The following is a 26,316-nucleotide window of genomic DNA, read 5'->3' as shown; positions in this document are numbered from 1 at the left end:
TCCCTAGCCTAAACGGAGTATGCGCTGTTTTTGCTGTTCGAACTCGCTGGGGCTTAATACGCCAGCATCCCGAAGCTGCGCGAGTTTTTCCAGTTCGTCTGCGACTGAAGCGCCTGTCCCGGCGCCCGGAGGTGCGACCGGAGGCGAAGGGATCAGGTGAGAGCGGATTGCGTCGCTGACTTCCTTGACTCGTTCCCGTGGGATCCCGGTAAACGAGGTGGTGATCCCGCCAGACCCAGTGATCGTGATGCTGTTGATAAAGCCAATTCGATCCATGGCGCCAGATATGGCGGCGAACGGAATTTCCTCCGAAGCTTTAGAAAAGGCAGATATGCCGACGAAGAGCAGCCGTTTGTCTGTCACGATAAGAATGCCTTTGTCGCGGACTCGCACCTGCGCTCTTGTGCAGGTTGTGGCCTCAAGCACGCGCTCATCCTGTCGGAGCTGAGCGCCAACGCTAGCCAGTGGCTTGCGATAGCCCCAGAGTGACTTCTGGCGCGAGATCGCCTGCGCGAGGTCATCGCGTAAGCCTGTCGGTATTTTTGCCACGTGCGCACCTCGCTTGTCGTTTCGATGAGTATGGAGACGGTAGCGCCGATCTGCAACAGTGGACTTATCGCCCGTAATCACCTCTTTATCGCACCAATCCGGTTGCCTACATTTGTCGGGCTATGCTCGTCGAGTCGCCTAGCGGCTCAATTCGACTGATCGGCCCTCGCCAGCCTCTGACTCGACCTAGGGTCGGTTTCCGCCATGGCGCTGCGAAAACGTGAGGGCGCTCGTCGGGCGAGTGGGTGGCTGCGGGGGCGTGGGTGGTCGGTGCGGTGGCCGGCGAGGTGGTGGTCTCTCCTCGCGTCGACGCAGCGACGGTGCCCGGGAACCTGCCGGGGTGCCAGGCCCTCCGCTGCGCTCCGGCCGCTCCGCGGTCGCCTCCGGCGAGCCCGGCACCCCGGCAGAACCCCGCGCAGAACCCGTCGCGCCGACGCGAGGAGAGACCACACAGCCACCCGGGCGGCGGCTGCCACGCACACCGGTTTCGAACTGCTACCGTCCCTGGCGGGACGGACCCTCCGGGGGCCGGGCGCTGCCCGGACCCGGCCTCGCTCGGAGAGCCCGCCGAAAACCTGCTGGTCCCGGCGCTGAGACGGCCGTCAGGCGTGGCGATGGCCGGTGACCCAGTCCCGAAGGACCCACCTCCGAAGAGGCGTTGACAAGAGGTCACCGGCCATCTGTTGCTCTGACCCGCAACCAGGCACCCGAAGAGGCCTACTCGATCAGGAGCAGCGCCCATCGTAGCGGGACGAGCGGCCCCGCGTTGGGCACCGTACGCAGACCCGGCCGCACCCTCGGAGAGGCCATTTGGCCAGCTAGAAGCCGGTTTCCGGGGTTGATCTCCCCGCAGAATACGGTAAAATAATGTTAGTCGAGAGAGGTTGACAAGCTCGCTCGACCGGCCCGCAACCGGACGCTCGAAAGGTTCACGATGATTGACGAGTTCGGCCCCGCCACCGTCGAGGTGGTCTTCTCCGTCGAGTTCGAGGCCGGGGACGAGACCGCGCGACCGGTGCCGACCAGTCAGCCGTGCCCGACCTGCGGCGCCCCCCGCGTGGTCGAGGTGCCCCGGTACGAGTCGCCGGAGCCGCTGGTCGTGGACGTGACCCCGTTCCCGGACCTCGCGCAGACCGCGACCCGGATCCTGCGCTGGCTGTTCGAGGCGACCGACGGTCATCGGCCCTGGTCGCAGGTCCTGCACCTGGCCACGCCGCCGGTGATCCGGTCGCTGCGGGTGGCCGCCCGCATCTACCGCGACCCCGCCGACGCGACCCGGGTGCGCACCGTGCACGTCTCCCAGCCGCACGAGGGCGCCGCCGAGCTGGCCGCCATCGCCTGGATCGGGCGCCGCTACCGGGCGGTCGCCGCACGCCTGGACCTGGGCCCCGGCGACGCGTGGCGGTGCACCGCGCTGCGCATCCTCTGACCGCTTCCCGGCCCGGGATTTCCGAGCCACACCCCGTCGGACCAGCGAAAACCCCTGGTCCGACGGGACGGAGTACGGTAATATAGCAAGCGTTCGGAGGGGAAATGACAAGCCCCGGCGGACGACCCGCAACCAGGAACTCGGACGAAGGAGACCTATCGTGAGCGAGAAGACCCGCGGCCGCACCGGGCGATCGACCCGCCGCAGTGACCCGGCCGAGCGGGCGGCGAAGGTTGAGGCCCTGCTGGGGCAGCTCAACGAGGCGGTGGCCGAGCTGGCCAGCGGCGAGGCGTGGACGGCGATGCTGCGGGTCACCGCGAAGCTGCACGGCTACAGCGCCCGCAACGTGATGCTCCTGTGGGCGCAGGCCGAACAGCGCGGCGCGAGCCTGACCCAGGTGGCCGGGTTCCGCACCTGGCTCAGCCTGGGGCGGGCAGTCCGCAAGGGCGAGCGCGGTTACCGCGTGCTGGCCCCGGTCCGGCGCCGCCTGACCGAGGAGGAGGCCGCCAAGGCCGGGCCGGGCGCCTACGACAACGACGGACGCCCCACGATCGCGGTGCGCGGGTTCCGAGTCGAGCACGTCTTCGACATCAGCCAGACCGACGGCGACCCGCTGCCCGAGGTCCCGATGCCCGCCATCCTGACCGGCGAGGACCCCGGCGGGCTGTGGGACCAGCTGGCCGCCCTGGTCGAGGCCGAAGGCTTCACCATCGAGCGAGGCGTCGAGACCGGCGACCGGCAGGGCTTCACCAGCTACACCGACCGCATCGTCTCCGTGCGGCCCGACGTCCCGCCCGCCCAGGCCGCCTACGTCCTGGCCCACGAGCTCGGACACATCCGCGCCGACCACGAGCACCGCCCCGAGGTCTCCCGGGCCCAGCGCGAGACCGAAGCCGACTCCATCGCCTACGTCGTCGCCACGGCCTGCGGCATCGACACCGCCGCCAGCTCCACGCCCTACATCGCCGGATGGTCCGGCGGCGACCCGGACGTCCTCACCGCCGCCGCCGACCTGGTCCGCCGCGAGGCCCTGCGCATCATCGGCCAGCTCTACGACGCCACCGCGCCGACCGAGGACGACGCGCCCGGGGACGAGCCGACCGGGGACGAGGCGGCCGGGGCGAGGATCGCCGCCGCGTAGACGGACTGCAGGGGAGTGGGCGGCCCATGCTCGGCGGGCCGCCCACTCGCCATTTCCGCTGGTCGCACGGGGCGAATCCGTTGCCGTCACCTCCCGAATACGGTAATATAGCAAGTGTTCGGAGGGGAAATGACAAGCCCCGGCGGACGACCCGCAACCACTCCCTTTCCTGGAGGTCGCCATGTCGATCACCTATCCCGCCGCCCCTGCCTGCCGGTCCGCGGACCCGGAGCTGTTCTTTCCCGAGGACGAGGCGGGCGAGGAGGTCCGCGAGCAGGTCGAGCAGGCCAAGCGGATCTGCCAGCGCTGCCCGGTGCGGGTGCCGTGCCGCGCCATCGGGATGCGCGAGCCGGTCGGGATCTGGGGCGGGATGACCGGCCGGGAGCGGCGACTGCACCTGCGCCAGCTCCGCACCGGTGAGCTGTCCTTGCTCGACCTGGACGAGCTGACGGCCTGAGTGCCGCGCGGGGGTTGGGTCCCGACCGGCGGGGCCCGACCCCCGCATCCCGGGCCGTCGCGCGCCATTTGCGCTGGTCCGAGGGGGTGCAACGGTTGCCCTCACCATCCAATTACGGTAAAATAGATAGTGTCAGACGGGAATGACGAGCCCGGACGACGAGCCGCAACCAGGCCGAAGGCAGGAGCAGCGATGAGTGATCGGGGATGGCGGACCGGGCGCGGGGCCGGCGGCCGCGGCGTTGGTGGGGGCCGGCGGCTGGGGGGGCTGGGCCAGGCGGCGTTGGAGCTGGCCGCGGGCGGGTTGTCCGTGTTCCCGCTGTGGCCGCGGTCGAAGAAGCCCGCCGTGGAGAACTGGGAGCAGGAGGCCACCCGCGACCCGGCCGTCATCGCGGCGTGGTGGTCGACGCGGGCGTTCAACATCGGGGTGGCGACCGGCCCGAGCGGGTTGGTGGTCGTCGACCTCGACGACGCGCACGGACAGCAGGCCCCGGCGCCGTGGGCGGGGGCGCGGCACGGCCGCGAGGTGTTCGCGCTGGTCGCCGCGGCCGCGGGCCAGCCGGTGCCGACCGAGACCTACACCGTGGCGACCCCGACCGGAGGCACGCACCTGTACTTCCGGGCGCCGCAGGGGCTCGAGCTGCGCAACAGCGCGGCCCGGCTGGGGTGGCGGATCGACACCCGCGCGGCCGGTGGCTACATCGTGGCCGCCCCGTCGGTACGGGCCGAGGGCTACTACCGGGTGACCCACCGCGGGCCGGTCGCCGAGCTGCCGGAGTGGCTGGTCGAGGCGCTCACCCCGCCGCCCCCGCCCGCAGTGCCTGCGACGCCGGTGGTGCTGCCCTCACAGCGCGCCGGGGCGTACGTCCGCAAGATCGTGGAGCAGGAGGCCGCCACGCTGGCGGCCGCGCCGGTCGGGGGTCGGCACTGGGCCCGGCTGGCCGCGGCGCGGACCCTCGGGCGGCTGGTCGGAGGCGGTGCGCTCGACCTGGCCGAGGCCCGCGCGGTGCTGCTCGCCGCGGCCGCCGGGCAGATCGGGGTCGAGAACACCACCCGCGCCGAGGTGGAGCGCGACATCGACGACGGCCTGGCCTACGGCGCCCGGCTGCCGCGCCGGATCGAGGCCACCCGATGAACCCGGCGGGCCCGACGAAGCGAGGCGCGAGGATCAGCGCCCTGCCGCCGGGGCAGGCGCCGATCCCAGGGACCGGGCCGGAGACGATCGACCGGCGGATATACCGCACCGAGCTCCGCCGCGAGCCGGGCGGCGGCTGGTCACTGACGATCGACGCCGTCACGGTCGCCCAGACCGATGCCCGGTGGGCCCCGCAGGACGCTGCGCGATGGGCCTGCCGACAGATGGGCGAAGGCGTGGTCTTCCTTAACGGCCTGGTCGGAGAGCCCGCAGACAGCGGCTACTGGGTGGCTAACCCCGAGGCCGGGACACCGGCCGTGACTGGAGCCCGCGGCGCCAGGAGCAGGGGCGGTCGGCCATGAGCAGGGCGCCGCGCGCTGGCTCGGGGCAGAGTGGCTCCGGGCGAAGGTGATCGACTGGTCATGGGTTGCGGGCCAGCGCGGCGGGGCGAGATCTGCGGGCGGCCCGCCGGGAAGGCAGCTCGGCCGGCGTCGGCCGGGTGAGGATGGGCGCCACCGCGCACCGGCGCCCGTGGCCCGAACCGGTGTGGCACACCGACAGAGGCGATGGAGTGATCATGATTGAGGACCTGGAGCGGGTTCTGGACGCGGTCAGTGACCAGCTTGCCGCGGCCGTGCGGAAGCAGACAGCCGACCGCGACCCGGCGCATGAGGACTTCTACCGGTGGGGATGGGCCTTCACCGAGCTGCTCGACCGGGTTGATGACGTCGCTGCCGTGCTCATCGGGCAGGTGTCGCGGTACGGAGATCGGCGGGTGCTCCGCGATGACAGGGGCCTCGACCCCGCGGATCGGCTGGTCGAAATGCAGGCCCGGCTGACCGAGCTGCGCAGCGCCCTGGATGCTGCGCGCGCTCACGCCCGGGCGTACCACTCGGCGTCTTCCCACATCGCCGTCGAGGTGGATCTCGACACCGAGGTGGAACCGTGAGCCCCGCCGCCGCGCAGGGGGTTGTCGAGGCGGACCCACTCGCCCCGCCGGACAGAGCGCCGCCTCGCGGCACCGCGCAGGAGGGCCGGTCATGACGCCAACGATCAGCGGGCGCCGGTACCGGCGGGCGGTGATGTCGCTGGTCCCTACGCTGATCGGCGTGCCTGCACCCGTTCCCGAGCGCCGGACCTACGAGGGCCGCGTGGTGATCAACCGCGCCGAGCTGTGTCGGCTGGTTGGGGTGTCGACGTCGACCGCGGAGCGCTGGTGGACCCGGCGGGGGGAGAACGGGCATCCCCCGGTGGCGCTGGTCGAGGGCCGCCGCAAGTTCTGGGACGAAGCGGCGATGCTGGAGTTCGCGCGGGCCCAGCCGGAGACCGTGACCGCCACCGTCACCGACGTCGCAGTGTTCGAGGGCCGGGAAGTGGTCAGCCGGCGCCGGCTCGCGCAGCGGCTGGGGATCAGCGAGTCGCAGCTGGCGCTGCTGTATTCGCAGCGGAACCAGAGCGGCCACCCCGAGCACGTCGCGACGATCGGGCGCCGGAAGTTCTGGGACGAAGCCGAGGTGGTCGCGTGGGACGCCCAGCGGCGGGAGGCGATGCGCGCGCAGCTGACCAGCGTCGACCGCAGCGGGGACCCCGACGAGCTGGTCGGGCTGGACGAGGCGGCGCGGGTGCTGGGCTATCCGGACCAGCGCACGATCACCTCGACCCGGTCGCGGTATCCCGGCCGGTTCCCCGCCCCGGACGACGACCAGGGCCGCTACAAGCGGCGCACGTTGTGGGCCTACGCCGACAGCCGGGCCCCCGTGGGGCGCCCACGTGGCGCGGCACGCAGCAGCCGGGCGGGGGACCAGCGCTGATGCCTGGCCCGAGCTGACCCGCTGCGATGGCGCTGACCGATCACCTGCGGGCCGGGGAGCTGGCCGGATGGTTCGCCCGGCGGATGCCCGGGTCGGCGGCGGTGGCCGGGCAGGTCGCCGCGGCGGCTGCCGCGGTCGGGCCGGTGCGCCCGGCGGGCGGGCGGCGGGTCGGGGCCCGGCATTGGGCCGAGGTCGGGGGCGCGTTCGGGATGCGGCTGGCCGCGCTCGTGCAGCAGGCACCGCCGTACTTCGGCCTGTTGGCGCTGGTCGGGAACGGTCTGCTGTCCGCGCGGGCGGCGGCGGAGATCGCGGCCGGCTACCCGTCGCACCGCGGCCTCGACCCCGGCGACGCCGCGCACGCCCTCCAGCTGCACCCGAGCCGGACCGGGTGGATCACCGGCACGCCGGTCACCGCGAGCAGCACCGGCCAGGGGTGGGCCGACGCCGGCCTGGCCGACCTCGCCGCGCGCACCCACGCCTACCACGACCAGCACGCACCGACCGGCTGTGTCGGGACACCCGGTGCTGAACACGGGCTGGCCCCGTCCTACGGGGCGTGGTCGGCGATGGAGGACCTCTACCGGTCCGGGATGCTCAGCGAGGACCTGCGACGGTTGCTCGGCGGACCCCCACCGACCGCCGAGGACTTCCGCAGGACCGTGGCCCCGTCGGTGACCGAGGAGCTTCCCGCGCTGGCCACCCGCCTGCACACATCGGGGGCATTGGCCCGGCTGCGGGCACTGGCCGGCGACCCGCGGCCAGGGACTGCCCTCGGGATCGCCGCGCCGATCTTCGTCGAGCACTGGGCCGACGGGGACGTACTGGTCGGCGACACCCTGATCGAGGTCAAGACCGTCCTGCGCGCCGACAACGCGCACCGCACCTGCCGCTGGCTCTGGCAGGCCCTGTCCTACGCGTGGCTGGACAGCGCGGCCGACCGCTACGGCATCCGCGCGGTCGGCCTGTATCTGGCCCGCCACGGCGTGCTGCTGCGGTGGGAGATCGACGAGCTGGTGTCGCTGCTGGTTGGCGGCCGGGCCGACATCCCCGCGCTGCGGCAGGAGTTCCTCGCCGCTGCCTCCCGGGCTGCGACCCTCGACGGCGCGGTGCCACCGGCCTGAGCCCGGCTGCCGGGGCCCGGAGGCCGGCCGCTGGCCCAGCGGAGCCGGTCCGGAGCCGCTCCGCCCGGCGGTCGCGAGGTGCCTGTGGGCCGGGAGAGGTGTGCGGGTCAGACCGCCACGCTGGTCTGCTCGGTCGAGGCGTCCGAGCTGGTCGCGGCCTCTGGCTCTGTCGGTGTAGCCGGTCCGGAGGTGGTGCTGTGGCCGGCCGCCGCGGGGTTTGGGCTGGTCGCCGCGGCGCTGCCACTGGCCCGGTGCTGCCGCAGGCGGTGGCGCAGTTTCTTGACCGGGATGTCGACGAGCTCGGCGAGCTGCTCGACCGTGCGGCCGAGCTGCTGGAGCTGGTGCAGCACGGCCGTCTGCCGGTGCTCGACCTCGCGCAACTCGACCTCGGTGCTCTGTTCGATCTCCGCGCGCTGCCGGTCCAGCTCGGCCAGCCGCCGGTCGCGTTCGACGACGAGATCGTCGGCGGCCACCGCGGCCGCGGCGAACTGCGCGAGCAGGTCATCTTCAGCCCGTCGGCGCGCCTCCTGGTCGGCGTCGAGCCGATCCCGAGCGGCGGTCAACCGGGCGAGATGTTCTCGTGTGGCGGGCCGGCGGCGTGCCCGTCCCGGACGTGGTGTGGTCGACTCGACCATCAAGGTCCCCCCTGAGCTACAGACGACGAACAAGATCAACGCTAGCCGGAATGAGGCGGCGCAGGAGCGGACCTCAACCGATCGAAGGACGGACGCACGGAGTTGCTCAGCGGCCGAGAATTCTCGGCCGCTCCGCGGCCCTGACGGCCGCTGTAGGACGGCCACTGACGAGGCTCTGCAGACCGTGACGGGACGGTCGGGCGATGCATCTACCGATGACGCCCAGGGATCAGACGGCGACGCTGCGCGTCGGCGACCACACCCCGGCCGGCGCGGCCGGCAGGCGCGGCTACGCCCCGATGTGGAGCGACAGGAAAACGACAGTGGTTAGCGCCGGCCCGGGGTGTCATGTCCGTGTGTCGCGGCGTTGGCGGTATTCCTCTCGCTCACTAGCATCTACGTGGATCAGTTCGTGGATCGAGACAACTCGACTTGCTCATGCCGCCGTCCGGGCGGCGGGGAGCTGCGCGAGTACCTCGACCGGCGAATGGTCGCGGGGACCGCGGTTGTAGGGCAGGGCGGCGAGGGCCCGGCCCATCGTGCAGGTGTCGGTCAGCGCGGAGACGGTGAGGCCGGCGCCGATCCCGCCGGCGAGGAGACGCGCTTTCGGCGCGCGCAGGCCTGCGGCGAGGCCGGCGAGCACGAGCGTCCCGGCGACGAGGCGGACCTGGCGCTCGAGCGCCCAGCGAGCACGACCACGGACGACGTCGCCACCGGCGGCGGAGTAGGCGGCGATGCCGCCGTCGAGGACATGGACGCGTTCGGCGCCGACCCCGGCGAGCCGCTGGTGGGCCTGCGTGGCCCGGATGTCGGACTGGCAGACGAGTACCACCCGTCGGTCGAGCCGGGCGGCGAGCTGCTCGGTGTGCTCGCCGACCATGGTCAGGGGCACGTTGTAGGAGCCGCGGACGTGCAGGGTCTCGAACTCCGCGGGACTGCGGACGTCGATGACGGTCACGGTGTCGGGCTTGTCGAGCCAGTCGCGAACGGTGCGTGCGTCGACGTGGCGGGGGCTGGCGTGGGCCACAGGGGCGTCCTTGTCGGTAGAGGGTCGTGCGCTGGATGGTTCGCGGAGCCGGCCGCCGCGGTCGGGCCCTGCCCCGCGACGGCCGGGTCGGGTCTCGGCTACGGGCGGACGTTGACGGTGGCCATCATTCCGGCGTCCTCGTGGTCGAGGATGTGGCAGTGGTAGACGCTGCGTCCGGAGTAGGTGGTGAACGGGATGCGGAGCCGGACCCAGCCGCGGGCCGGGACCAGGACGACGTCCTGGGGCACCCCGGTCGGGAGGGTGGCGTCGCTGTAGTCGAGGACGGTGAACGGCCAGACGTGCAGGTGGAACGGATGTGCGAGCGGGCCGGGATTGTCGATCGTCCATTCCTCGATGGCGCCCAGGGTGACGGTCTGGTCGTCGCGCTCGGGGTCGAAGGTGCGACCGTCGATGGTGAAGGCCATCCCGCCCATGCCCATCTGGAAGGCGACCCGCCGCCGACCGGTCACCGGCCCAGCGGCGGGCTCTTCGGCGGGCAGGGCTGAGGGAAGCGACGGGGCAGTGACCGGTGCCCCGGAGGAGACCATTGTGGCGAGGGTGATCGGCCCGCTGGTCGCGGTGCCGCCGCCCATCCCGCCCATGCCGCCACGGTCGACGGCGTCGGCGATCAGCGGAAAGTGGCCGGTGCCGGTGGGGCGCACGATCACGTCGACCCGGTTGCCCGGGGCAAGCATCACCCGGTCCGCGGCGACCGGGGCAGGCAGGAACGTGCCGTCCTGGGCGACCCGGACGAGCTGGTGGGCGTCGAGCCGGATCGACAACACCCTCGATACGCAGCCGTTGACGATCCGCCAGCGCTGTGTCGCGCCGGGGGCCGCGGGGATGGTGGGCTGGTGCTGGCCGTTGACCAGGACCAGCTCGCCCTGGCGGCCCATGGCCCGGTCCATGGCGTTCACCTCGACGAGCCCGCCGTCACCGTCGAGGGTGGTGTCGGTGACCACCAGTACCCGGTCCTCGACCACCGGTAGGTCGGGGTCGGGCCCTGGTGGGGCGACCAGCAGCGCACCGACGAGCCCGCCGAAGATCTGGTTGGCCACCATGCCGTGGTGGTGCGGGTGATACCAGTAGGTGCCGGCCGGGTGATCGGATGGGATCCGGTAGAGGTAGTCGAACGAGGTGCCGGGGTCGACCCGCAGGAACGGGTTGTCGCTGTTGGTCTCCGGAGAGACCCGCAGCCCGTGGGTGTGCAGGTTGGTGGGCTCGTCGAGCCGGTTGGTCAGGCGCACCGCGAGCTCGTCGCCGGGGCGCACCCGCAGCGTCGGCCCGGGCGCGGTGGCGTTGTAGCCGAGCCCGCGTGTATCCCGGCCGGCCAGTCGCACACCTGCGGCGGCGGTGAGCTCTACCTGCAGCCGACCGGCCCGGCTGTCGAGGACCTGCGGTTGGCGCAGCTCGGCGCCGGTGTCGGCGGGCCGCAACCGACTACCTGCACCGGCGCCGGTGGCGATCCAGCCCGTCGCCCCGGTGGCGACGGCGGCGGCGCCGAGCCCGCCCAGGACGATCGCGCGGCGTCGGCTGATCGGTGCCGAGGTCATGTCAGTTCGTCGCGGCGCTTGCGGTAGTCCTCGTCGTCGATCTCGCCGCGGGCGTAGCGCTCGTCGAGGATCTGCCGGGCCGAGGCCGGCCCCGCCACCGGGGCGGTGCCCGCACCGGTTCTACGGTTCTGGGTGAGCCGGTAGGCGAGGTAGCCGAGCAGCACCAGGCCGATCAGTACCAGTACCGGCCAGATCCAGAACCAACCCATCATCGAGCCGTTCATCATGGTCGTTGCCCTCTCGTCTCGTTTCGTCGTGCCGGTGGCGCCCGCTTGAGGCCCGGCGTGCCCGCGGGCGCCTGCGAATCAGCTTGTGGTGAGCGCGTCGAGCGCGGCCCGGATGCGCACCCCGGCCTCGTCCGCGACGGGGCGCAAGTCCTCGCGCTCCGGGATGCTGACCATGACCTGCGGGTCCAGGGCCGAGACGATGCTGCGGTCGTCACCGTCGGCGCGGACCACGACGTTGCAGGGCAGCAGCAGCCCGATCTGTCGGTCGACGTCGAGGGCGCGGTGGGCGAGCTGGGGGTTGCAGGCGCCCAGGATGAGGTATGGCTCCATGTCGTGGTCGAGCTTCTCCTTCAGCGTGGCGCGGGCGTCGATCTCGGTGAGCACCCCGAAACCCTGCTCGGCCAGGGCCGCCTTGACCGCGGGGACGGCTTGCTCGTAGGGCAGGTCCAGAGCGATCGTCATGCCGTAGTCCATTGCTGGTCTCCATTCGTCGGTGGGGCGCAAGCGGTTGTGGATCGTTGTCGTCAGCCGGTGCTCAGCGCGGCCGGCGCGAGCAGCGCCGCGGCGGCGACGCCGACCGCGACGGCCAGGATCAGATAGGCGAACCCGCGCCGCAGCGCCGCGGCCGGGAGCCGGTCCGCTACGCGCCCGGCAGCCAGGGACGCGAGCAGGGCGGTCCCGGCGAACACGCCGATCACGGCGTAGTCCACACCTCCGGCGGCGGCGGCGTGCGCGGACAGCCCGGCCAGCGAGGTGATCGTCACGATCACCAGGGAGGTGGCGATGGCCTCGGCGGCGCTCAACCCGAGCAGCAGGGTCAGCGCGGGCACGATGACGAACCCGCCGCCCACTCCGAACAGCCCGGTCAGCACCCCGACCCCGGCGCCGGCGGTGAGCGCCTTGGGCAGGCAGCTGCGCCAGTCGACCCGCCCGTCGCGGACCCGGCACGCACCGCCCGTCGCCTCCTCAGGGCTCCCGCGCAGCATTGCGATCGCGACGGCGAGCATCAGCACCGAGAACGCCACCAGCAGCCACCGGTCGGCGACCAGGCGGCCCAGCGCGGCCCCCGCGAACGCGGTGGGGACTCCCGCGGCGCCGAACACCATCGCCACCGGCCACCGGATCACCCCGGACCGCAGCCGCACCGCCAACCCGCCCGCCGCCGACACGGCCACCACCAGCAGCGACCCGAACACCGCAGCCCCCACCGGCTGGCCGACCCCGTAGACCAGGGCCGGGACCGCCAGGATCGAACCACCCGCACCGAGCAGCCCCAGCGCGGCGCCGATGACCAGGCCGAACACGCCGGCGAGGATCACTGCGCCAGCCTCGGGCTGCAGGGCCGCGGGCTGCTCACAGGGTGGTGGTCAGCGGGACACCGGCATCTTCGGCATCGCCGTAGTTGTCGTCGATCACGACCACGGTGCGCCCGGCGCGAGCGAGCAGCGACGCGGCCGCGGTGGCGCGGTAGCCGCTGCCGCAGTGCACCCACACCGACCCGGCCGGGACCTCGTCGAGCCGGTCCGGTAGCTCGGGCAGCGGGACGTGCACCGCCCCGCGCACGTGCGAGGCGTCCCACTCGGTGCCCAACCGCACGTCGAGCACCACCTCGGCCGGCGGCAGATCAGCACTGCGACGACCGCCGAGCTCACCGGCGAGGTCGACGAAACCGGCGCTGGGCAGCTCGCCCAGCAGGGCCGGGTCGACGGCCAGCTCGTCGGGATCACCCGTAGCGGCGGCGACGATTCGGTCCACACCGATCCGGACCAGCTCCCGCTGCGCCTGCGCCACCTGGTCCGGGGTGTCGCCGAGCAGCGTGATCGGGGCACCGTGCGGGGCCATCCAGCCCAGCCAGGTCGCCATCGGTCCGTCCAGCCCGAGACTCACCGTCCCGGCGAGGTGCGAGTCGAGGTAGGCCTTGCGGTGGCGCAGGTCGACCACCCACTCCCCGTCGGCCAGCCGGCGCGCCAGCTCGGCCGGGTCGGCCGTCATCGGCGGGCGCAGGTCCACCGGCGCCGGACCGGCGGTGTTGAGCGCACCCATGTGCGCGTAGTAGGCGGGGTAGGCACCCAACCCGGACAGGGCCTCCCGGACGAACTCCTCGCGGGCCAGCCGCAGCACCGGGTTGACCTGCTTCTCGTGCCCGAGGGTGGAGTCGTCCCCCGAGGCGGGGCTGGCGGTGCAGAAGCTGCCGAACCCGTGGGTCGGCCACACCTGCGCCCCGTCGGGCAGCGCGTCGGCCATCGACGCGGCCGAGGCGTGCTGCGCGCGGGCCAGTGCCTCCGCGTGCTCGTCGCCGAGCAGGTCGGTGCGCCCGGTGGTGCCGTAGAGCAGCGACCCGCCCGTGAACACCCCCTGCGGCCCGTCCCGCCCTCCATCACGCATAGGGCCCTCCAGCACGTAGGACAGGTGGTGGAAGGTGTGCCCCGGGGTGCCCACCACCCGCAACCGCAGCCGCGGCGAGGCCTCCAGCACGTCGCCGTCGACGACGCCGGTGCGGGCGAACGCCACGTCGTCCTCGGCCGAGAGCACGTAGGCGGCGCCGGTGAGGCGTGCGAGCTCCAGACCGCCGGAGACGTAGTCGTTGTGCACGTGGGTCTCCACGACATGGGTGATCCGCACCCCGAGTCGCCCGGCCAGGGCCAGGACCCGGTCCACGTCGCGCTGCGGGTCGACCACCACCGCCACCTCACCGTCGGAGGCCAGGTAGCTGCGGTCTCCCAGCGAGGATGTCTCGATCACTTCGACGTCGATCACGTCAGATCTCCTTCGTCTCGTCGGTTCGGCCGGTTCGGCCGGCTCATCGGGCGCCGGTGTCCACCGGGCGCCCGGAGCTGATCCAGCCGGCGGTCCCGCCGGCCACCGACACCGGCCGCGCCCCGGCAGCACCCAGCGCCTCGGCCGCCTTCGCGCTGCGGCCACCGGACTGACAGATCACATACAGCTCCTGCCCGGCGTAGCGGCCCGGGTCGGTGATCACCCGCTCCAGCGGCACGTTCACCGCGCCGGGCACATGCCCGGCCGCGAACTCCTCGGCCGAGCGCACATCCACCACCGCCACAGTGCTGCGACGTCCCGCCGCGAACTGCTCCACATCAACCTCGCGCATCTGCACGACGCATCACCTCCACATCAGGGATACCCGGGGGGGTACCTGCCAAACAAAGCTCCACCATGGGTCACAGCTTCGAACAACCCGGGGTGGGGCCCGGGGGTGCTGATCAGGCCAGCGAGAGGAACAACTTCTCCAGCTCGTCCTCGGTCATCGGCGGCTGCTCGCCCCGCTCCCGGGCCGCCTGGCAGTGACGCATCCCACTCGCGACGATCTTGAAGCCTGCCCGGTCCAGAGCACGCGAGACCGCGGCGAGCTGGGTCAGCACCTCGGCACAGTCCCCACCCCCCTCGATCGCCCGGACCACACCGGCCAACTGCCCCTGCGCGCGGCGCAACCGCACTAGAGCGTCGCCCACCAGGGCGGGAGTCATCTCCATGTCGCCACCTCCACTACGCCAACATACCCCCGGGCGTATATGTTCCTGGCTGCGCCGTGTGGTGGAGGCGGTGGAGGGCGTGTCGGGAGAGATCCTTCGTGAGACATCCGCGGCGGGGTCGTGTCTGCTCGCGACTGTCACGGAATCTATGTCCGCGGCCAGAGCCGTGTCTCAGCCTCTGAGGCGGTAGACCGTCTGCCCGGAGTCGGGAGCGACGACCCGCTGGTCGCGGATGCGGTACACGGTCAGCCCGCTGTTCGGGTCGACGACCCGCTGGTCGCGGATGCGGTAGACCGTCTGCCCGGTGTTCGGGGCGACAGCGCGGTTGCCGCGAACGCGGTACTCGAGCGTGCCTGTGTTCGCGTTGACCATGCGGTGCCCGTCCCAGGGCCCGTCGCTCATGGGCGTGGAGTCTGGCACCGACCACCGACAGCGTGGCAGCTTCAGGGCCATCGAGCCGGAGGCCGTTCCGGTTCCTTGGTTGTGGGACACCACCGCCCGCCCCGCTCCCCCGCCAGCAACGGCGCTGGTCGCGCCGTCCCGAATGTCAGGTCCGCCGCCGCGTGTCGCGGCGCAGCTACGAGGCTGATCATCGGTACGGTCCGGGTGTGGATCTGGGCTATGCGCGGGTCTCGACCGCGAAGCAGGACCTCGACCGGCAGCTGCACGCGCTCGCCGAGGTCGGGATCGCGCCCGAGCGGACGTTCGTGGACAAGAAGTCCGGCTCGACCACCGACCGGCCCGGGCTGCGCGCGCTGCTCGGGTACGCCCGCGACGGCGACGTGATCGTGGTGCACACCCTCGACCGGCTCGGCCGCACCGTCCGCGACACCCTGAACATGATCCACGAGCTGACCGAGCGCGGGGTCGGGGTGCGCAACCTGGCCGACCCGATCTTGGTGGACTCCTCCCGCCCGGAGGACCCGATGGCGCAGCTGGCGGTGGTGTTGTTGGCGTTGTTCGGGCAGATGGAACGCACCTACATGCTGGAGCGGGCTGCGCACGCCCGCGCGGTCGCCACGGCGAAGGGGCGCCGGACCGGGCGGCCGTCGGTGGTGGACCCGCACAAGCTGAACTACGCGGTGCACCTGCGCGAGGCCGGGGACACGATCGCGGAGATCGTGGCCAAGACCGGGATCGCGCGCACCACGCTGTATCGGCACCTGCCACCGCGGCCGGCGACGTCGCTGACCGCGGCGGGCACTCCCGGCGCGCCGGAGCGGGAGGAGTAGCCGCCTATGTCCGCGGTCGCGCGCCGAGGCTCTCCCACGGGTGGAGGGTGTCCCGGGTGCGGAGCGCGGTCGAGCAGCGTCGAGTCCGCGGCGCGGTTGCGCGCCGAGCTGGCGGTGCGCTGGCTGGTACGCGAGGCCGGCGAGCTGGTGGTCCGCGGGTTCTGCCGCGGCTGCGTCCCGTCCGGACCGGTCAGCGAGGTGGTGTGTGCGTACTGCGGGGACGGGCCGCTGCTGGCCGGGGCGCTCGCCGACGCCGACCCCACGGCCGACCCCGCGGTAGGGGGGTGGTTGGTCGCGCAGGGCTGGGCGTTGGACCCGGTGATGACGTGCCCGCCGTGCCGGCAGGTGTTCGGTCGGGCGAGGTCGTCGTGACGACGCACGTCGACGCGCAGGTGAAGGCGCTGTTGGTGGCGCGGCTGCGGGAACAGCGCGCGGCGGGTGCGTTGACCAGCGCCGAGGTTCGGCGGGCCGCGGCCGGGGTGGGGGTGGCCGAGCGCACCGTGTGGGGGTGGCTGGCCACAGATCCGGCCGGGCTGGAGCGGCGGCCGCGGGCTCGTTACGTGGTCACCGAGGCCGACCGGGACGCCTACGCCCAGTGGCACGGCAACGTGGCCGCGGTGCATCGGGATCTGCATGCCGGCCGGGCGGGGGCGCCGTCGCTGCGTCGCCTGCAGGAGGCCTTCACCCGGGACCTGACCCCGGCCGAGCGGGCTGCCGTGGTGGACGGGGTCGAGGGCCGGCGGCGGCATGAGGTGTACCTGCGGTGGGCGCCGAATCGGCGCAACGCGTTGTGGGAGGGCGACCACACCGAGCTGCCGGTGCAGGTGCTCGCCCCGCGGGCGCAGCGGCCGCGGAAGCCGTGGGCGACGCTGTTCATCGACGGCTTCTCACGGCTGATCATGGGGTGGGCGTTGTCGCTGTACCCGACCTCGGCGGTGGTGCTCGCGACGCTGCGGCAGGGCATGGTCCTCGACGCGGCGCGGGGCCCGTTCGGTGGGCTGCCGGAGGCGCTGCGCCCGGACCGCGGGCTGGAGTTCATGGCGACCGCGATGGCGCGCTCGTGCGCCGCGCTGGGGATCGACCTGTTGCCCACTCCGCCCTACACGCCGCACCGCAAGGGCAAGGTCGAGCGGGTCAACCGGACCCTGGATCAGGAGTTCCTGTCCGGGTTGCCGTTCTACACCCACGGCCCGCGCGGCGCGGACGGGCGGTTGTTCGGGCCGGACGCCGACCCGATGAGCCTGGAGTTGTTCAGCCACCACTTCGCGGACTGGATCACCGAGTACAACACGGCGCGGGTGCACAGCGAGCTGGCCGGGCAGACCCCGCTCGGGCGCTGGCGGGAGGACGCGACCCCACTGCGTGAGGTGCCCGGCGAGCAGCTGCGGTGGATGTTGATGGCCGATGTCGAGCGGACGATCAACAAGGACGGGGTGCACTTCGAGCGGGTGCGGTTCATCGCCCCGGAGCTCAACGGGCTGGTCGGCGAGCGGGTCGGGGTCCGCTACACCCCGCACGACCTGCGGCGGATCGAGATCTTCCGCGGCGACACCTGGTTGTGCACCGCCTACCCGCAGGACGAGTTGACCGCCGAGCAGCGGGCCGCGGTGCTGGCGCGGCGCCACGCCGACGCCGCCGAGCTGGGGCGCCGGCAGGGCCGCGCGAGCCGGCGCGCTCGGGCCCGGCTGGCGCCGCTGACCGCACCCGGGCCGGGTGAGGACACCACGGTGGTCACCGCCGAGCAGGACCGTCAGGAACGACGCGAGCGCCGCCGCGACGACGACGGGCGGGAGATGCGCCGGCTGGGCCGTACCGACCTGCTGGGGCTGCACCGTGACTTCGAGTACTGGAACCCGCCGCGTGACCCGAAACCGGCGGCAGCACCCGAGACCGGACCAGCGGCGGCGGCACCTGAGGCCGGGCCGGCGGCCGGCGCGGACGACAAGCCCGGCGACGACGGGGCCGAGGGCACGGTCGAGGACGGGAAGGGGTAGGGATGGTGCGGCATTTCCTGGATGTCGAGGGCGCGGCCACGTTGCCCACCGACTCGTTGCTGATGGTCGAGCGGGCGGTGAGCGACCTGCTCGCGGTGCAGGCGATGGGCACGGTGCACGGCCCGGCCGGGTTGGGCAAGACCTACGCGGTCGAGCAGGCCCTGACCCGCGCGGTGGTCGACGGGCGGGCCGGGCGGGCGCCGTGCTGGGTGAAGTTCCCCAGCCGGCCCACGATGCGCCTGGTCGCGGCCGACCTGCTCGCCGAACTCACCAGGGTGCCGACCGGGCGCGGGAACCGGTTCGTGCTCACCGAGCAGCTGGTCGAGGAACTGGCCCCTCTCCCGGGCGGTGGCGGGCACGTGGTGGTGGTCGACGAGGCGCAGAGCTTGAACACCGAGTGCATCGAGTACTTGCGCTACCTGCACGACCACCGGGCGACGCGGTTCGCGTTGCTGCTGGTCGGCGGGGACGGCACCTGGAAGGTGCTGTCGCGGGAACCGATGCTGCGCTCGCGGATCTACCGCCGGGTCAGCGTGGAACCGCTCACCCCGGCCGAGGTGGTTCGGTTCATCCCGACCTATCACGCGCTCTACGACGGTGTCGACGCCGAGCTGCTGCTGCTGGTCGATGACCACTTCGCGCACGGCAACCTGCGGCACTGGGCGGCGTTCACCCGGACCGCGGCCGCGCTGTGCGCGGCCACCGGCGCCGACCGGGTCGATGAGACCGTGGCCCGCAACGCGTTCACCCTGCACGGCGGCGGCGTGAGCGCGTGACCGGCTCCGCCCCGGCGCTGGGCGGCCACGCGGGCCCGGCGCCAGCGACGTCGGCCGGGGCAGGGCTGCGGTGGGTGCACGATCCCGATGACGACCACGCCTGCCTGCGGCAGCTGACCGCGATGCACGATCTGGCCGGCGGTCGGGCGGTGTGTCATCCCACGCCGGGCGCGACCTGGCCGGTGCTGATCCGGGACCTGCTCGAGGCCCTGGGCAAGCCGCGCGACGCGCTCGCCCGGGAACGGCGCCTGCGCGGTGGCGCGCGCCTGGTGCAGGTCTGGATGTGCGCCGAGCGCGTCGAGCACCTGGTGGTGCTGCGTGCGCACCTGCTGCGGCCGCCGCTGCTCGACCGGTTCGCCGAGCTGGCCGCCGCGACCGGCACCACGATCTGGCTGGTCTGGCACCACACCGATCCACCCGGGCCGGGCCGGATCGGTGAGATCTGGTCCTGGCCCGCGGCGGTCGACGCCCTCCGGCGTGGCCGCGTCCGACCGGTGTCGTCGGAGCAGGTCGGGCTGCGGTCGGTGGACGCGATCCACTGCGAGGCGGTCACCGAGGCCCGGCGCGAGGCCCGGCTGTGGCGGGTCGCCCCGCCCCGGCAGCGCCGCTACACCCAGCCCGGTTGCGAGCTCGGGGCGCTGCTGCAGCGGCTGAGCATCGACGCCGCCACCTGGGCCGAGCTGGACCTGCGCCTGGACGCCGCGCGCGCCGGGTTCGCCATCGAGGGGCTCACCCTCGTGGTGCCCGACGCGCAACATCTCCGGGAGCTGATCGGTCCACGCCTACCCGCACCGGTCGTGACCCGGCTGCACCGGATCGTGTGCCCGACCAGCGCCGTCGCGCTGCTGCTCGCGTGGGCCACCGACGCCCGACCCGGCCGCATCGCAGGGTGCATGCAGCGCAGCGTCAGCCCCGACGGCGAGCACGTCGACCTGTTGCCGGGCCGCTACCGCATCCCCGGATCGGTCCAGGTCATCCTGCGGGCCGCCCTGATCGAGCACCGCCTGCGAGGGCTCCCGCCCTACACGTTCCTGACGCGTACGGACGACACGTCGTACTGCGCGCAGGCCATGGCCAACCTCATCACTCGCGTCGCCGGGCGCGCCGAGGTGGCTCTGCCTCCCTCGTTCGAGCGCAGCGACTTCAGTCCCGAACGGCCCTTCGTCGCCGAACTGGTCAACACCGGACGGGTCCGGCTCGAAGGAGCCCCGCCCCGACCGCGTCTCCAGCCCGACCACGACTCGCTACCTCGTCGCCGCCGCTGGAGACCCTGAGCTGCCCGGGGACTCTCGTCGCCGACTGCTCACCGGCGCCCCGCTCCCGACGTGAGTCACTGAACTTTTCGCCGCGCCTACTGCAACTTTGCCCGCGCATCCCACTGCACTTTTCGCCGCGCTCCACACCCCCACCTCTCCCGCACCTCACCACCAGCACACACCCTCGCCGCCTACCGATCAAAGCCCACGGACCTATGCATTAGTTAATGATCTTGGGTATGATCGTCGGCATGGCCATCCTCGGGATCACCGCCGTGTCGGCGGGTTCCGTGGATTACCTGTTGCGGGGCAGTGGCTGCGCGGAGCACGAGCACGCCCCGTCCCCGGCCGAGCGCGGTGCGGTGGCCGACGCCGCCGCGGGCGCATCGGGTGGCGGGCAGGTGAAGGGTGAGGGCGCGCAGTACCTGCTGTCGGGTGCGGAGCGGGAGGCGCCGGGTGTGTGGTTCGGCGGTGGCCTGGAGGAGATGCTCGGGATCGCGCCGGGCACGCCGGCGACGGCGGAGGATGTGCGGGCGGTGTTCGGGCGGCTGGCCCGGCCGGGCAGCGATCCGAAGGACCCGGAGTATCTGGGGCGGGCGCCGCGGAAGTTCAAGTCCTCGGCGGAGCGGATCGAGGCGGCGTTGGCGGCCGAGCCGGAGGCCGGTGAGGAGCGGCGGCGTGAGATCGAGAACTCGGTGCGGGCGTCGGGGCGCAAGGCCGTCGCGTACTACGACCTGACGTTTTCGCCGGTGAAGTCGGTGAGTGTGCTGCACGCGGCGTACCGCTCGGAGGGACGGCTGGACGCCGCGCAGGAGGTTGTGGAGTCACACCGGGCTGCGATCGCGGAGGCGATGGCCTACATCGAGCGGGAGGCCGCGTGGACGCGCACGGGCTACCACGGCGCGAAGGCTGACGGGCACTCCGTGGGGGTCTACGAGGAGGCCACCGGGCTGGTGTGGACGCGGTGGGATCACTCGACCAACCGCAACCAGGATCCGCAGCTGCACAGCCACGTGGCGGTGCTCAACCGGGTCATCGCCACGTCGTCGCGGAAGATCCAGGCGCTGGACGGGAAGGCGTTTCGGCCGATCAAGTTCGGCGCGGCCGCGATCTATCAGCGGGCGTTGGAGCGTGAGCTCGGGGAGCGTTTGGACGTGACGTTCGGGGTTCGCCCGGACGGTAAGGCGCGGGAGATTCTGGGTATCGACCAGCGACTTTGCGCGCAGGCGTCGAGCCGGGCCCGGCAGGTCGAGGGCAACCTCGAGGCGGCGATAGCGCAGTTCCGGGAGAGCTACGGGCGTGAGCCCAGCCCGCGGGAGCGCAAGCAGCTGTGGGGCGAGGCGAAGCTGTACGAGCGTGCCCACAAGACCGGGGACCTCGCGCCGGGCGCGCAGCTGGACAACTGGAGCCGGCCGCGGCGTGCGGACCTGTCTGACGCCCTGGTGACCGTCGCGGCCGCGAGCGCCGAGGTGCGCCAGAACGGGCACCCCGACCAGCAGGGTTTCGCGTCCCGGACGCGCGACGAGGTGCTCTCGGCGGCGGTCGAGCGAGTCCAGCGTGAGTACGCGAGCTGGACCGTCGGCAACCTGGTCGCGGCGGTGGAGCTTGAGCAGAGCTTCACGCCGGCGATCACGGAGGAGCCTGACGCGCTCGCCGCGCACGTCCTCGCCAACGCGGCGGCGTTCGGGCTGGTCTCGGTGGCTGCGCCGGACCCCGGGCCGGTGCCGGCCGAGATCGCCCGCGCCGACGGGATGTCCCCGTACCGGCCTCACCACGCGGACCGGTGGGCGACGTTCGACCAGGTGGCTACCGAGAACGCCATCGTGGCCGGTGCGCGGCGGGTCGGAGCGCCCGCGCTCGCCGGACCCGATCTTGAGCTGGCGCGGGTTGAGCTTGTTGCCGCTGGTCTGGGCCCGGACCAGGTCGAGGCGGCGCTGGGGATCCTGTCGTCTGGTCGCATGGGTGATGTGCTGGTCGGCCCGGCCGGGGCTGGGAAGTCCCGTACCGTCGGCGCGCTCGCGCGGGTGTGGGGTGAGCAGCTCGGCGGGCGGGTCATCGGGGTGGCGACCTCGCAGCTGGCGACCGAGGTCCTGGCCGGTGACGGGCTGGAGGCTTACAACACGACCCGGTTCCTGGGCCGCTTCGCCCCGAATGCGGGCGGGAACGTGCGCGACGTGCTGGTCGCGGGCGATCTGGTCGTCGTCGACGAGGCCAGCATGTGCTCCACTGGGGATCTGCAGCGGCTGTCGGAGCTGGTGACCGCGGCCGGTGGGAAGCTGCTGTTCACCGGCGACCACCAGCAGCTGGGCGCGGTCGAGGCGGGTGGTCTGTTCGAGCAGCTGGTGCGCGACAACGGCGCCTACGAGCTCGAGGAGATCCACCGGTTCACCCAGGGGTGGGAGCGTGAGGCGTCGGTGCGGCTGCGCGGGCGCGACGCCTCGGTGCTGGCGGTCTACGAGGACGCCGGGCGGCTGGTCGGGGGCACCGTCGAGGAGATGGACGAGGCCGCGGTCCGCGGTTATGTCGCCGACACCCTGGCCGGGAAGCGGCCGCTGCTGGTCGTGCGGGACAACGACACCGCGGTCGAGCTGGCCCGCGCGATCCGCGAGGAGCTGATCGGGCTCGGGCACGTTGAGCCGGGCCGGTTGGCGACCCTGCGCGACGGCAGCGGGGTGAGCGCCGGGGACCTGGTCCAGGCCCGCCGCAACGACTACGACCAGCGTGTGGACGGGCCCGGGTCGGTGACCAACCGGGCCGTGTACCGGGTGCTGGGGCTGGGCTCGGACGGCACGCTGACCGTCGAGGGCGATGCCGGGGTTCGGGCGCACCTGACGCGCGACTACGTCGCCCATGACGTCACGCTGGCCTACGCGGGCACCGTGTACGCGGCGCAGGGGCGCACTGTGGATTCCGCGTATCTGCTGGTCGATGAGCGGGCTGACGCCGAGCTGGTCTATGTGGGCATGACCCGGGGCCGGGAGAGCAACGTCGCGCTGGTGGTGTGTCAGCGCCCGGGCGACGAGCACCACCACGAGTCGCTGGACACCAGCGCACGGGCGCTGCTGGCGGGGGTGCTCGAGCACCATGACGAGGTCGAGGTCCTGAGCGCGGAGCTGCGGCGCCGGTACGGGGACGAGGAAGGCCGGAAGCTGTCGTTCCTCGGCGGGCAGCTCGACCTGCTCGCCGCCGAGCATGGGACGAGCCGCTACGCCCGGATCCTCGAGCAGGAACTCGGTGCGGACACGGCCGCGGCCATCGCGGGCGAGGACGGGTGTCAGCGGTTGGAGCGCACGCTGCGCGAGGCCGAGCTGGCCGGCAACGACGTCGCCGCCGTGCTGCGCGAGGCTGTTCACGGGCGGGAGCTGGGGACTGCGGAGTCGGTCAGCGACGTGCTGCGGTGGCGGATCCGCGAGCACGTGCTGGTCGGGCGCGCGCCCGAGCACGACCCGAGCGACGTCCTCGCCGGCGCCGCGCCCGGGAGCTGGACCGACCTGGCCGACCGGGTCGACGGAGCCGCCGGCGAGTACGCCCGGGTGCTGGCGCATGCGTGCGAGCAGCGGCAGCAGGAGCTGGGGGAGCGGGTCGCGTTCGAGCAGCCGGCCTGGGCCGTCGCGCACCTCGGGACGGTGCCGGTCGAGCCGCAGGCGCGCGCGGAGTGGACTCAGCGGGCGGGCATCGCCGCGGCCTACCGCGAGCTGCGCGGGATCCCCGAGACCAGCATCGCGCTCGGTGAGGCCCCGCCCCGGGAGCAGGTGCTGCACCGGGCGCTGTGGCATCGCGCCTACGCCGCTCTCGGCGCTCCGGTCGAGTCGGTGGACTACGCCGCGGCGTCGGAGGCGCAGCTGCGGGAGTGGCGCGCCGCGGCGACCCGGGAGCGCTCGTTCGCTCCGCAGTACGTGGCCGATGAGCTGCGCGACACCCGGCTGCTGGCCCGCGAGTACGAGCAGGACGCGGTGCTGTTCACCGCCGAGGCCGAGCAGCTCCCGGACGGCTCACCCGAGCAGCTGCGCGCGCTGCGTGACGTCGTGGCTGCACACGATGTGGCGGCCGAGCTGGACGCGCGGGCTGAGCACCTGGAAGTCATTCACCAGGCCCGGCAGGCGTGGGCGCAGGCGGCGGTGTTCGTCGACCAGCGCGCCCAGCTGGCCGGGGAAGAGCTGGAACGGCGTGGGCTGGCGCGCGACCTCGCATCGGGCGGCGGGGAACAGACGTCGCTGTTCGAGATCGTCGACGACGCCGACGAGGCACCGACACGGAAGACCGAGACGCAGCTCGATCTCGACCTGGACCTCGGTGCTCCGGTCCTGGTCCGCGAGCCCGCCCCGGCCGCAGCGCTCGAACTCGAGGAGGGCGACCAGGGCCGTGCGCAGGACCCGGCGCAGCTGGCCGCGTTCGTCGCGGTCCCGACCGCCGCCGACATCGCGGCCGCGCAGCCGCTGCGCGCGCCGGCCACCGACGGCGAACCGGAGATCACCGTCGGCGACGCCCGACGGCAGGTCGAGATCCTCGCCGCCCTCCGCGGGCAGGAGCCCACCCGCGGCGTCGAGGGCTGGAAGCACCACCGCGACGAGCAGCTCGGCGTCGACCCCGAGCAGGACCGGCGCCGCCGCGACCAGGGCATCGACCCGCACGAGCTCGGGCACGGCCGCGGCCGCGACCAGGACCTCGAAGCAGAACTCGACCTCGACTGGACCTGACCATCCCGGACTCGCGGCCGGAGAGCAGGACGCCCGAGCCGCACAAGCACGGCGCCGCCCGGGTCCCAGCTGTCGGGGCCGCGAGGAGGTGGTCAGGCCGAGCGGTACCGAGGCGAACGCCGGCGCTCGCGATCGCGCATGTCGACGACATTCCAGCGCTGTGCCGCCGGGACCAAGCTGTCCTCGCACAGCCTGCGCGAGCAGAGGCCGAGGTGCTGGACCAGCGGCGGCTCGACCAGTTCGCGGAAGCCCGTCGCGGAGGTCGGCTCGGGGGTCCACTGCGTGGCGATGCTCTGGCGCAGCGACCGCTGCACCGCACCCTCCGCGACCGCGGCGAACCCGACCATCGTTTCGCGTACCGAAGTGAAGTCCAGCGGCCACTCCCGGCCGTCGGGCTGCTCCCGGACACCAACCGGCCCGACATAGATGTGGTCGTGGAACCGGGCGAAATCACGGTCCCCGGCGAACACATGCCCGACCCGGGTCACGAATACCCGGCCAGGCAGGAACAGCCCGATGCGCTCGCCACCCGGGGTGCGGGTCACCGGCGCGCACTCGAGCAAGATGAAGCGCTCGAAGTAGCCCACGAAGCTCTCGTAGCTGGCGTCCCACGCCCGGATGGCGGCATCGATGATGTCGGAGCGCCCGGCGTCCTCGGCCGCCGCGAACAACAGGCCCAGAGTCCGCGGGGTCTCCAGATAGAACTCGATCGTGCCCGGCGGCGGGACCTCACCGCGCTCGGGGTCGAACAGCGGCGCGACATCCGACACCGTAGGGCCGTTCCTGGCCATCACCCTCAGCCCTTCCGCGTCCCGGCATGCGTCGCACGTCGCATGGAGGATCAAGGGTAGAGCCGTGCGCCGACAGTCTGCACGGCCCGACACCCCTCATGGTCGGCGCGACTGTCCGGGCCGGACATGAGCCGCCGATTCGGGGCACCGGCTGCTTGCGTAAGGCCGCTCTGATGCCGCCGTGCCCCCGTGCGAGCGTCCCAACGTGCTGCTGGGTTTCCTGCGCCAGACGTGCTCACAACGGGGCCGCGCCCTCAGGCGCCGCGGCGGAGCCCGCGGTTCGGGCGCGCAGCGACGAGTCGTGGTGGGGCGTGTCGGTCCCGGAATTCGGCGGGTGGGATCGGGAGACTCAAACCCGCACGGCAGTCGCATCCGCTCGCCAGGCGGGACCGCAGCTGTCGAGCTCGAGACGCAGAACGGGGGCCCGTCAGGGCCCCCGCTCCGAGTCGATGTCCGCCGCACACGGACCCGGCTCATACGGCACCGCGGCTCGGTCCGAACCCTCGACAGGCAGGAGTGACACGGTGGTCGTGGTATCGACCGTATCGAAGCTGGACTCAGAAGGCCCGAAGGCGCGCACAGGAGCAGTGGTGGGCGCGCTGGTAACTGCGCTCGGCGGGGTCCTGACGTTCGTGGCGCCGACGCTGACTGGGGATTCGTGGTTGCCGTTCATCCGCGCAATGCTGGCCCTCGTCATGGTCTTTGCCTTCGCTCTGATGGCCGGTGGCGGAGTCATCGTGGCGGCGGCGTTGCGCCGCAAGCGGTAAGCGCGAGAGCCGGGCGGGCAGGGGCGGCCCGAGGTTCGGGATCACCACCTGGTTCGCCCGGTCACGTCGCGCAGTTGGTTTGAGTTCCCGGCCACGCGCGCTGGCAGCGCGTGTGCTCGGGCCGGATCGAGGTGATCTAGGCACGCGGGTCGGGCGTACTGGAACGCGGGATGCGGAGAAGTCGGCGAGGACGGCCGCGTGGACCTCGCGGACGAGGAAGCGCTTCAG

At 72.8% G+C, this 26,316-nt stretch carries 26 protein-coding genes; 14 read left to right on the top strand and 12 right to left on the bottom strand.

Going from position 1 to position 26,316, the window contains the following annotated elements; translation table 11 throughout:
* Positions 1 to 3: 3 nt before the first annotated feature.
* On the bottom strand, positions 4 to 630 hold the full coding sequence (locus PSD17_RS02115) for an SHOCT domain-containing protein (RefSeq protein ID WP_339121166.1): 627 nt from the start codon (positions 628 to 630) through the stop codon (positions 4 to 6).
* Positions 631 to 1,483: 853 nt separating this feature from the next.
* On the opposite strand from PSD17_RS02115, the gene PSD17_RS02110 reads away from it, so the two are divergent.
* The 7 genes from PSD17_RS02110 to PSD17_RS02080 all read left to right on the top strand — a co-directional run bounded on the left by PSD17_RS02110 (position 1,484) and on the right by PSD17_RS02080 (position 7,642).
* The gene (locus PSD17_RS02110) at positions 1,484 to 1,978 is read left to right on the top strand and encodes an Rv3235 family protein (protein ID WP_339121165.1); all 495 of its coding nucleotides are present in this window, start codon (positions 1,484 to 1,486) and stop codon (positions 1,976 to 1,978) included.
* 160 nt (positions 1,979 to 2,138) lie between these two features.
* Positions 2,139 to 3,119 carry an ArdC-like ssDNA-binding domain-containing protein gene (locus tag PSD17_RS02105; RefSeq protein WP_339121164.1) on the top strand — a complete coding sequence of 327 codons (981 nt, stop codon included), beginning with the start codon at positions 2,139 to 2,141 and terminating at the stop codon, positions 3,117 to 3,119.
* 181 nt (positions 3,120 to 3,300) lie between these two features.
* Entirely contained in the window at positions 3,301 to 3,576 is a 276-nt protein-coding gene (locus tag PSD17_RS02100) for a WhiB family transcriptional regulator (protein WP_339121162.1), read from the top strand.
* Positions 3,577 to 3,768: 192 nt separating this feature from the next.
* The gene (locus tag PSD17_RS02095; protein WP_339121160.1) at positions 3,769 to 4,710 is read left to right on the top strand and encodes a bifunctional DNA primase/polymerase; all 942 of its coding nucleotides are present in this window, start codon (positions 3,769 to 3,771) and stop codon (positions 4,708 to 4,710) included.
* Positions 4,711 to 5,287: 577 nt separating this feature from the next.
* Positions 5,288 to 5,659: a hypothetical protein gene (locus tag PSD17_RS02090; protein WP_339121158.1), complete on the top strand. Its 372-nt coding sequence runs from the start codon at positions 5,288 to 5,290 to the stop codon at positions 5,657 to 5,659.
* 160 nt (positions 5,660 to 5,819) lie between these two features.
* The gene (locus PSD17_RS02085; RefSeq protein ID WP_339121156.1) at positions 5,820 to 6,521 is read left to right on the top strand and encodes a hypothetical protein; all 702 of its coding nucleotides are present in this window, start codon (positions 5,820 to 5,822) and stop codon (positions 6,519 to 6,521) included.
* 26 nt (positions 6,522 to 6,547) lie between these two features.
* Positions 6,548 to 7,642: a hypothetical protein gene (locus PSD17_RS02080; RefSeq protein WP_339121154.1), complete on the top strand. Its 1,095-nt coding sequence runs from the start codon at positions 6,548 to 6,550 to the stop codon at positions 7,640 to 7,642.
* Positions 7,643 to 7,749: 107 nt separating this feature from the next.
* Here PSD17_RS02080 and PSD17_RS02075 read toward each other — a convergent pair whose 3' ends face one another.
* The 10 genes from PSD17_RS02075 to PSD17_RS02030 form a co-directional block, all read right to left on the bottom strand.
* Positions 7,750 to 8,205 (bottom strand): hypothetical protein, encoded by a 456-nt coding sequence (locus PSD17_RS02075; protein ID WP_339121152.1) that lies wholly within the window; start codon positions 8,203 to 8,205, stop codon positions 7,750 to 7,752.
* 508 nt (positions 8,206 to 8,713) lie between these two features.
* Positions 8,714 to 9,304 (bottom strand): rhodanese-like domain-containing protein, encoded by a 591-nt coding sequence (locus PSD17_RS02070; protein ID WP_013678813.1) that lies wholly within the window; start codon positions 9,302 to 9,304, stop codon positions 8,714 to 8,716.
* A 98-nt stretch (positions 9,305 to 9,402) separates the two neighbouring features.
* On the bottom strand, positions 9,403 to 10,857 hold the full coding sequence (locus tag PSD17_RS02065) for a multicopper oxidase family protein (protein WP_013678814.1): 1,455 nt from the start codon (positions 10,855 to 10,857) through the stop codon (positions 9,403 to 9,405).
* Positions 10,854 to 11,069: an SHOCT domain-containing protein gene (locus PSD17_RS02060; protein WP_339121150.1), complete on the bottom strand. Its 216-nt coding sequence runs from the start codon at positions 11,067 to 11,069 to the stop codon at positions 10,854 to 10,856. Before PSD17_RS02060 ends, PSD17_RS02065 begins: the two co-directional genes overlap by 4 nt.
* A 93-nt stretch (positions 11,070 to 11,162) precedes the next feature.
* A complete protein-coding gene (locus PSD17_RS02055; RefSeq protein ID WP_013678816.1) occupies positions 11,163 to 11,558 on the bottom strand; it encodes a DUF302 domain-containing protein in 396 nt (131 codons plus the stop codon).
* A gap of 50 nt (positions 11,559 to 11,608) precedes the next feature.
* On the bottom strand, positions 11,609 to 12,403 hold the full coding sequence (locus PSD17_RS02050) for a sulfite exporter TauE/SafE family protein (protein ID WP_013678817.1): 795 nt from the start codon (positions 12,401 to 12,403) through the stop codon (positions 11,609 to 11,611).
* 34 nt (positions 12,404 to 12,437) lie between these two features.
* Positions 12,438 to 13,841, bottom strand: a complete 1,404-nt coding sequence (locus PSD17_RS02045; RefSeq protein WP_013678818.1) for an MBL fold metallo-hydrolase — start codon at positions 13,839 to 13,841, stop codon at positions 12,438 to 12,440.
* Positions 13,842 to 13,884: 43 nt separating this feature from the next.
* Positions 13,885 to 14,193, bottom strand: coding sequence for a rhodanese-like domain-containing protein (locus tag PSD17_RS02040; RefSeq protein ID WP_041763445.1), 309 nt, complete (start codon positions 14,191 to 14,193; stop codon positions 13,885 to 13,887).
* 112 nt (positions 14,194 to 14,305) lie between these two features.
* The gene (locus tag PSD17_RS02035; RefSeq protein WP_013678820.1) at positions 14,306 to 14,575 is read right to left on the bottom strand and encodes a metal-sensitive transcriptional regulator; all 270 of its coding nucleotides are present in this window, start codon (positions 14,573 to 14,575) and stop codon (positions 14,306 to 14,308) included.
* A 171-nt stretch (positions 14,576 to 14,746) separates the two neighbouring features.
* The gene (locus PSD17_RS02030) at positions 14,747 to 14,977 is read right to left on the bottom strand and encodes a hypothetical protein (RefSeq protein ID WP_339121144.1); all 231 of its coding nucleotides are present in this window, start codon (positions 14,975 to 14,977) and stop codon (positions 14,747 to 14,749) included.
* Between the two features lie 206 nt (positions 14,978 to 15,183).
* On the opposite strand from PSD17_RS02030, the gene PSD17_RS02025 reads away from it, so the two are divergent.
* From PSD17_RS02025 to mobF, 6 genes are all read left to right on the top strand, one after another.
* Positions 15,184 to 15,807 carry a recombinase family protein gene (locus tag PSD17_RS02025; RefSeq protein ID WP_100877261.1) on the top strand — a complete coding sequence of 208 codons (624 nt, stop codon included), beginning with the start codon at positions 15,184 to 15,186 and terminating at the stop codon, positions 15,805 to 15,807.
* Positions 15,808 to 15,813: 6 nt separating this feature from the next.
* The gene (locus tag PSD17_RS02020) at positions 15,814 to 16,179 is read left to right on the top strand and encodes a hypothetical protein (RefSeq protein WP_339121141.1); all 366 of its coding nucleotides are present in this window, start codon (positions 15,814 to 15,816) and stop codon (positions 16,177 to 16,179) included.
* Positions 16,176 to 17,801 carry a Mu transposase C-terminal domain-containing protein gene (locus PSD17_RS02015; RefSeq protein ID WP_339121139.1) on the top strand — a complete coding sequence of 542 codons (1,626 nt, stop codon included), beginning with the start codon at positions 16,176 to 16,178 and terminating at the stop codon, positions 17,799 to 17,801. The genes PSD17_RS02020 and PSD17_RS02015 overlap by 4 nt, the downstream gene beginning before the upstream one ends.
* A gap of 2 nt (positions 17,802 to 17,803) precedes the next feature.
* Positions 17,804 to 18,577, top strand: coding sequence for an ATP-binding protein (locus PSD17_RS02010; protein ID WP_339121138.1), 774 nt, complete (start codon positions 17,804 to 17,806; stop codon positions 18,575 to 18,577).
* Positions 18,574 to 19,851: a hypothetical protein gene (locus PSD17_RS02005; protein WP_339121137.1), complete on the top strand. Its 1,278-nt coding sequence runs from the start codon at positions 18,574 to 18,576 to the stop codon at positions 19,849 to 19,851. Before PSD17_RS02010 ends, PSD17_RS02005 begins: the two co-directional genes overlap by 4 nt.
* Positions 19,852 to 20,084: 233 nt before the next feature.
* Positions 20,085 to 24,530 (top strand): MobF family relaxase, encoded by a 4,446-nt coding sequence (mobF, locus tag PSD17_RS02000; RefSeq protein ID WP_339121136.1) that lies wholly within the window; start codon positions 20,085 to 20,087, stop codon positions 24,528 to 24,530.
* A gap of 92 nt (positions 24,531 to 24,622) precedes the next feature.
* Here the strand turns inward: mobF and PSD17_RS01995 are convergent, their stop codons facing one another.
* Complete coding sequence (locus PSD17_RS01995; protein ID WP_339121134.1) at positions 24,623 to 25,321, bottom strand: hypothetical protein; 699 nt, start codon at positions 25,319 to 25,321, stop codon at positions 24,623 to 24,625.
* A gap of 524 nt (positions 25,322 to 25,845) precedes the next feature.
* Between PSD17_RS01995 and PSD17_RS01990 the strand changes: the two genes are divergently transcribed.
* Entirely contained in the window at positions 25,846 to 26,088 is a 243-nt protein-coding gene (locus PSD17_RS01990; protein WP_339121132.1) for a hypothetical protein, read from the top strand.
* Positions 26,089 to 26,316: the final 228 nt, after the last annotated feature.

Origin of the sequence: Pseudonocardia sp. D17, from assembly GCF_036984265.1 — a bacterium.
In the GTDB taxonomy this organism is placed as follows: domain Bacteria; phylum Actinomycetota; class Actinomycetes; order Mycobacteriales; family Pseudonocardiaceae; genus Pseudonocardia; species Pseudonocardia benzenivorans.
This window is presented reverse-complemented; position numbering and strand designations above follow the sequence as displayed.

What these genes read in the sequence shown, in the direction of transcription:
- PSD17_RS02110 (WP_339121165.1), top strand. Translation starts at nt 1,484, where the DNA reads ATGATTGACGAGTTCGGCCCCGCCACCGTCGAGGTGGTCTTCTCCGTC.
- PSD17_RS02100 (WP_339121162.1), top strand. Translation starts at nt 3,301, where the DNA reads ATGTCGATCACCTATCCCGCCGCCCCTGCCTGCCGGTCCGCGGACCCG.
- PSD17_RS02095 (WP_339121160.1), top strand. Translation starts at nt 3,769, where the DNA reads ATGAGTGATCGGGGATGGCGGACCGGGCGCGGGGCCGGCGGCCGCGGC.
- PSD17_RS02090 (WP_339121158.1), top strand. Translation starts at nt 5,288, where the DNA reads ATGATTGAGGACCTGGAGCGGGTTCTGGACGCGGTCAGTGACCAGCTT.
- PSD17_RS02080 (WP_339121154.1), top strand. Translation starts at nt 6,548, where the DNA reads ATGGCGCTGACCGATCACCTGCGGGCCGGGGAGCTGGCCGGATGGTTC.
- PSD17_RS02065 (WP_013678814.1), bottom strand. Translation starts at nt 10,857, where the DNA reads ATGACCTCGGCACCGATCAGCCGACGCCGCGCGATCGTCCTGGGCGGG.
- PSD17_RS02060 (WP_339121150.1), bottom strand. Translation starts at nt 11,069, where the DNA reads ATGATGGGTTGGTTCTGGATCTGGCCGGTACTGGTACTGATCGGCCTG.
- PSD17_RS02055 (WP_013678816.1), bottom strand. Translation starts at nt 11,558, where the DNA reads ATGGACTACGGCATGACGATCGCTCTGGACCTGCCCTACGAGCAAGCC.
- PSD17_RS02040 (WP_041763445.1), bottom strand. Translation starts at nt 14,193, where the DNA reads ATGCGCGAGGTTGATGTGGAGCAGTTCGCGGCGGGACGTCGCAGCACT.
- PSD17_RS02035 (WP_013678820.1), bottom strand. Translation starts at nt 14,575, where the DNA reads ATGGAGATGACTCCCGCCCTGGTGGGCGACGCTCTAGTGCGGTTGCGC.
- PSD17_RS02030 (WP_339121144.1), bottom strand. Translation starts at nt 14,977, where the DNA reads ATGAGCGACGGGCCCTGGGACGGGCACCGCATGGTCAACGCGAACACA.
- PSD17_RS02020 (WP_339121141.1), top strand. Translation starts at nt 15,814, where the DNA reads ATGTCCGCGGTCGCGCGCCGAGGCTCTCCCACGGGTGGAGGGTGTCCC.
- PSD17_RS02010 (WP_339121138.1), top strand. Translation starts at nt 17,804, where the DNA reads ATGGTGCGGCATTTCCTGGATGTCGAGGGCGCGGCCACGTTGCCCACC.
- mobF (WP_339121136.1), top strand. Translation starts at nt 20,085, where the DNA reads ATGGCCATCCTCGGGATCACCGCCGTGTCGGCGGGTTCCGTGGATTAC.
- PSD17_RS01995 (WP_339121134.1), bottom strand. Translation starts at nt 25,321, where the DNA reads ATGGCCAGGAACGGCCCTACGGTGTCGGATGTCGCGCCGCTGTTCGAC.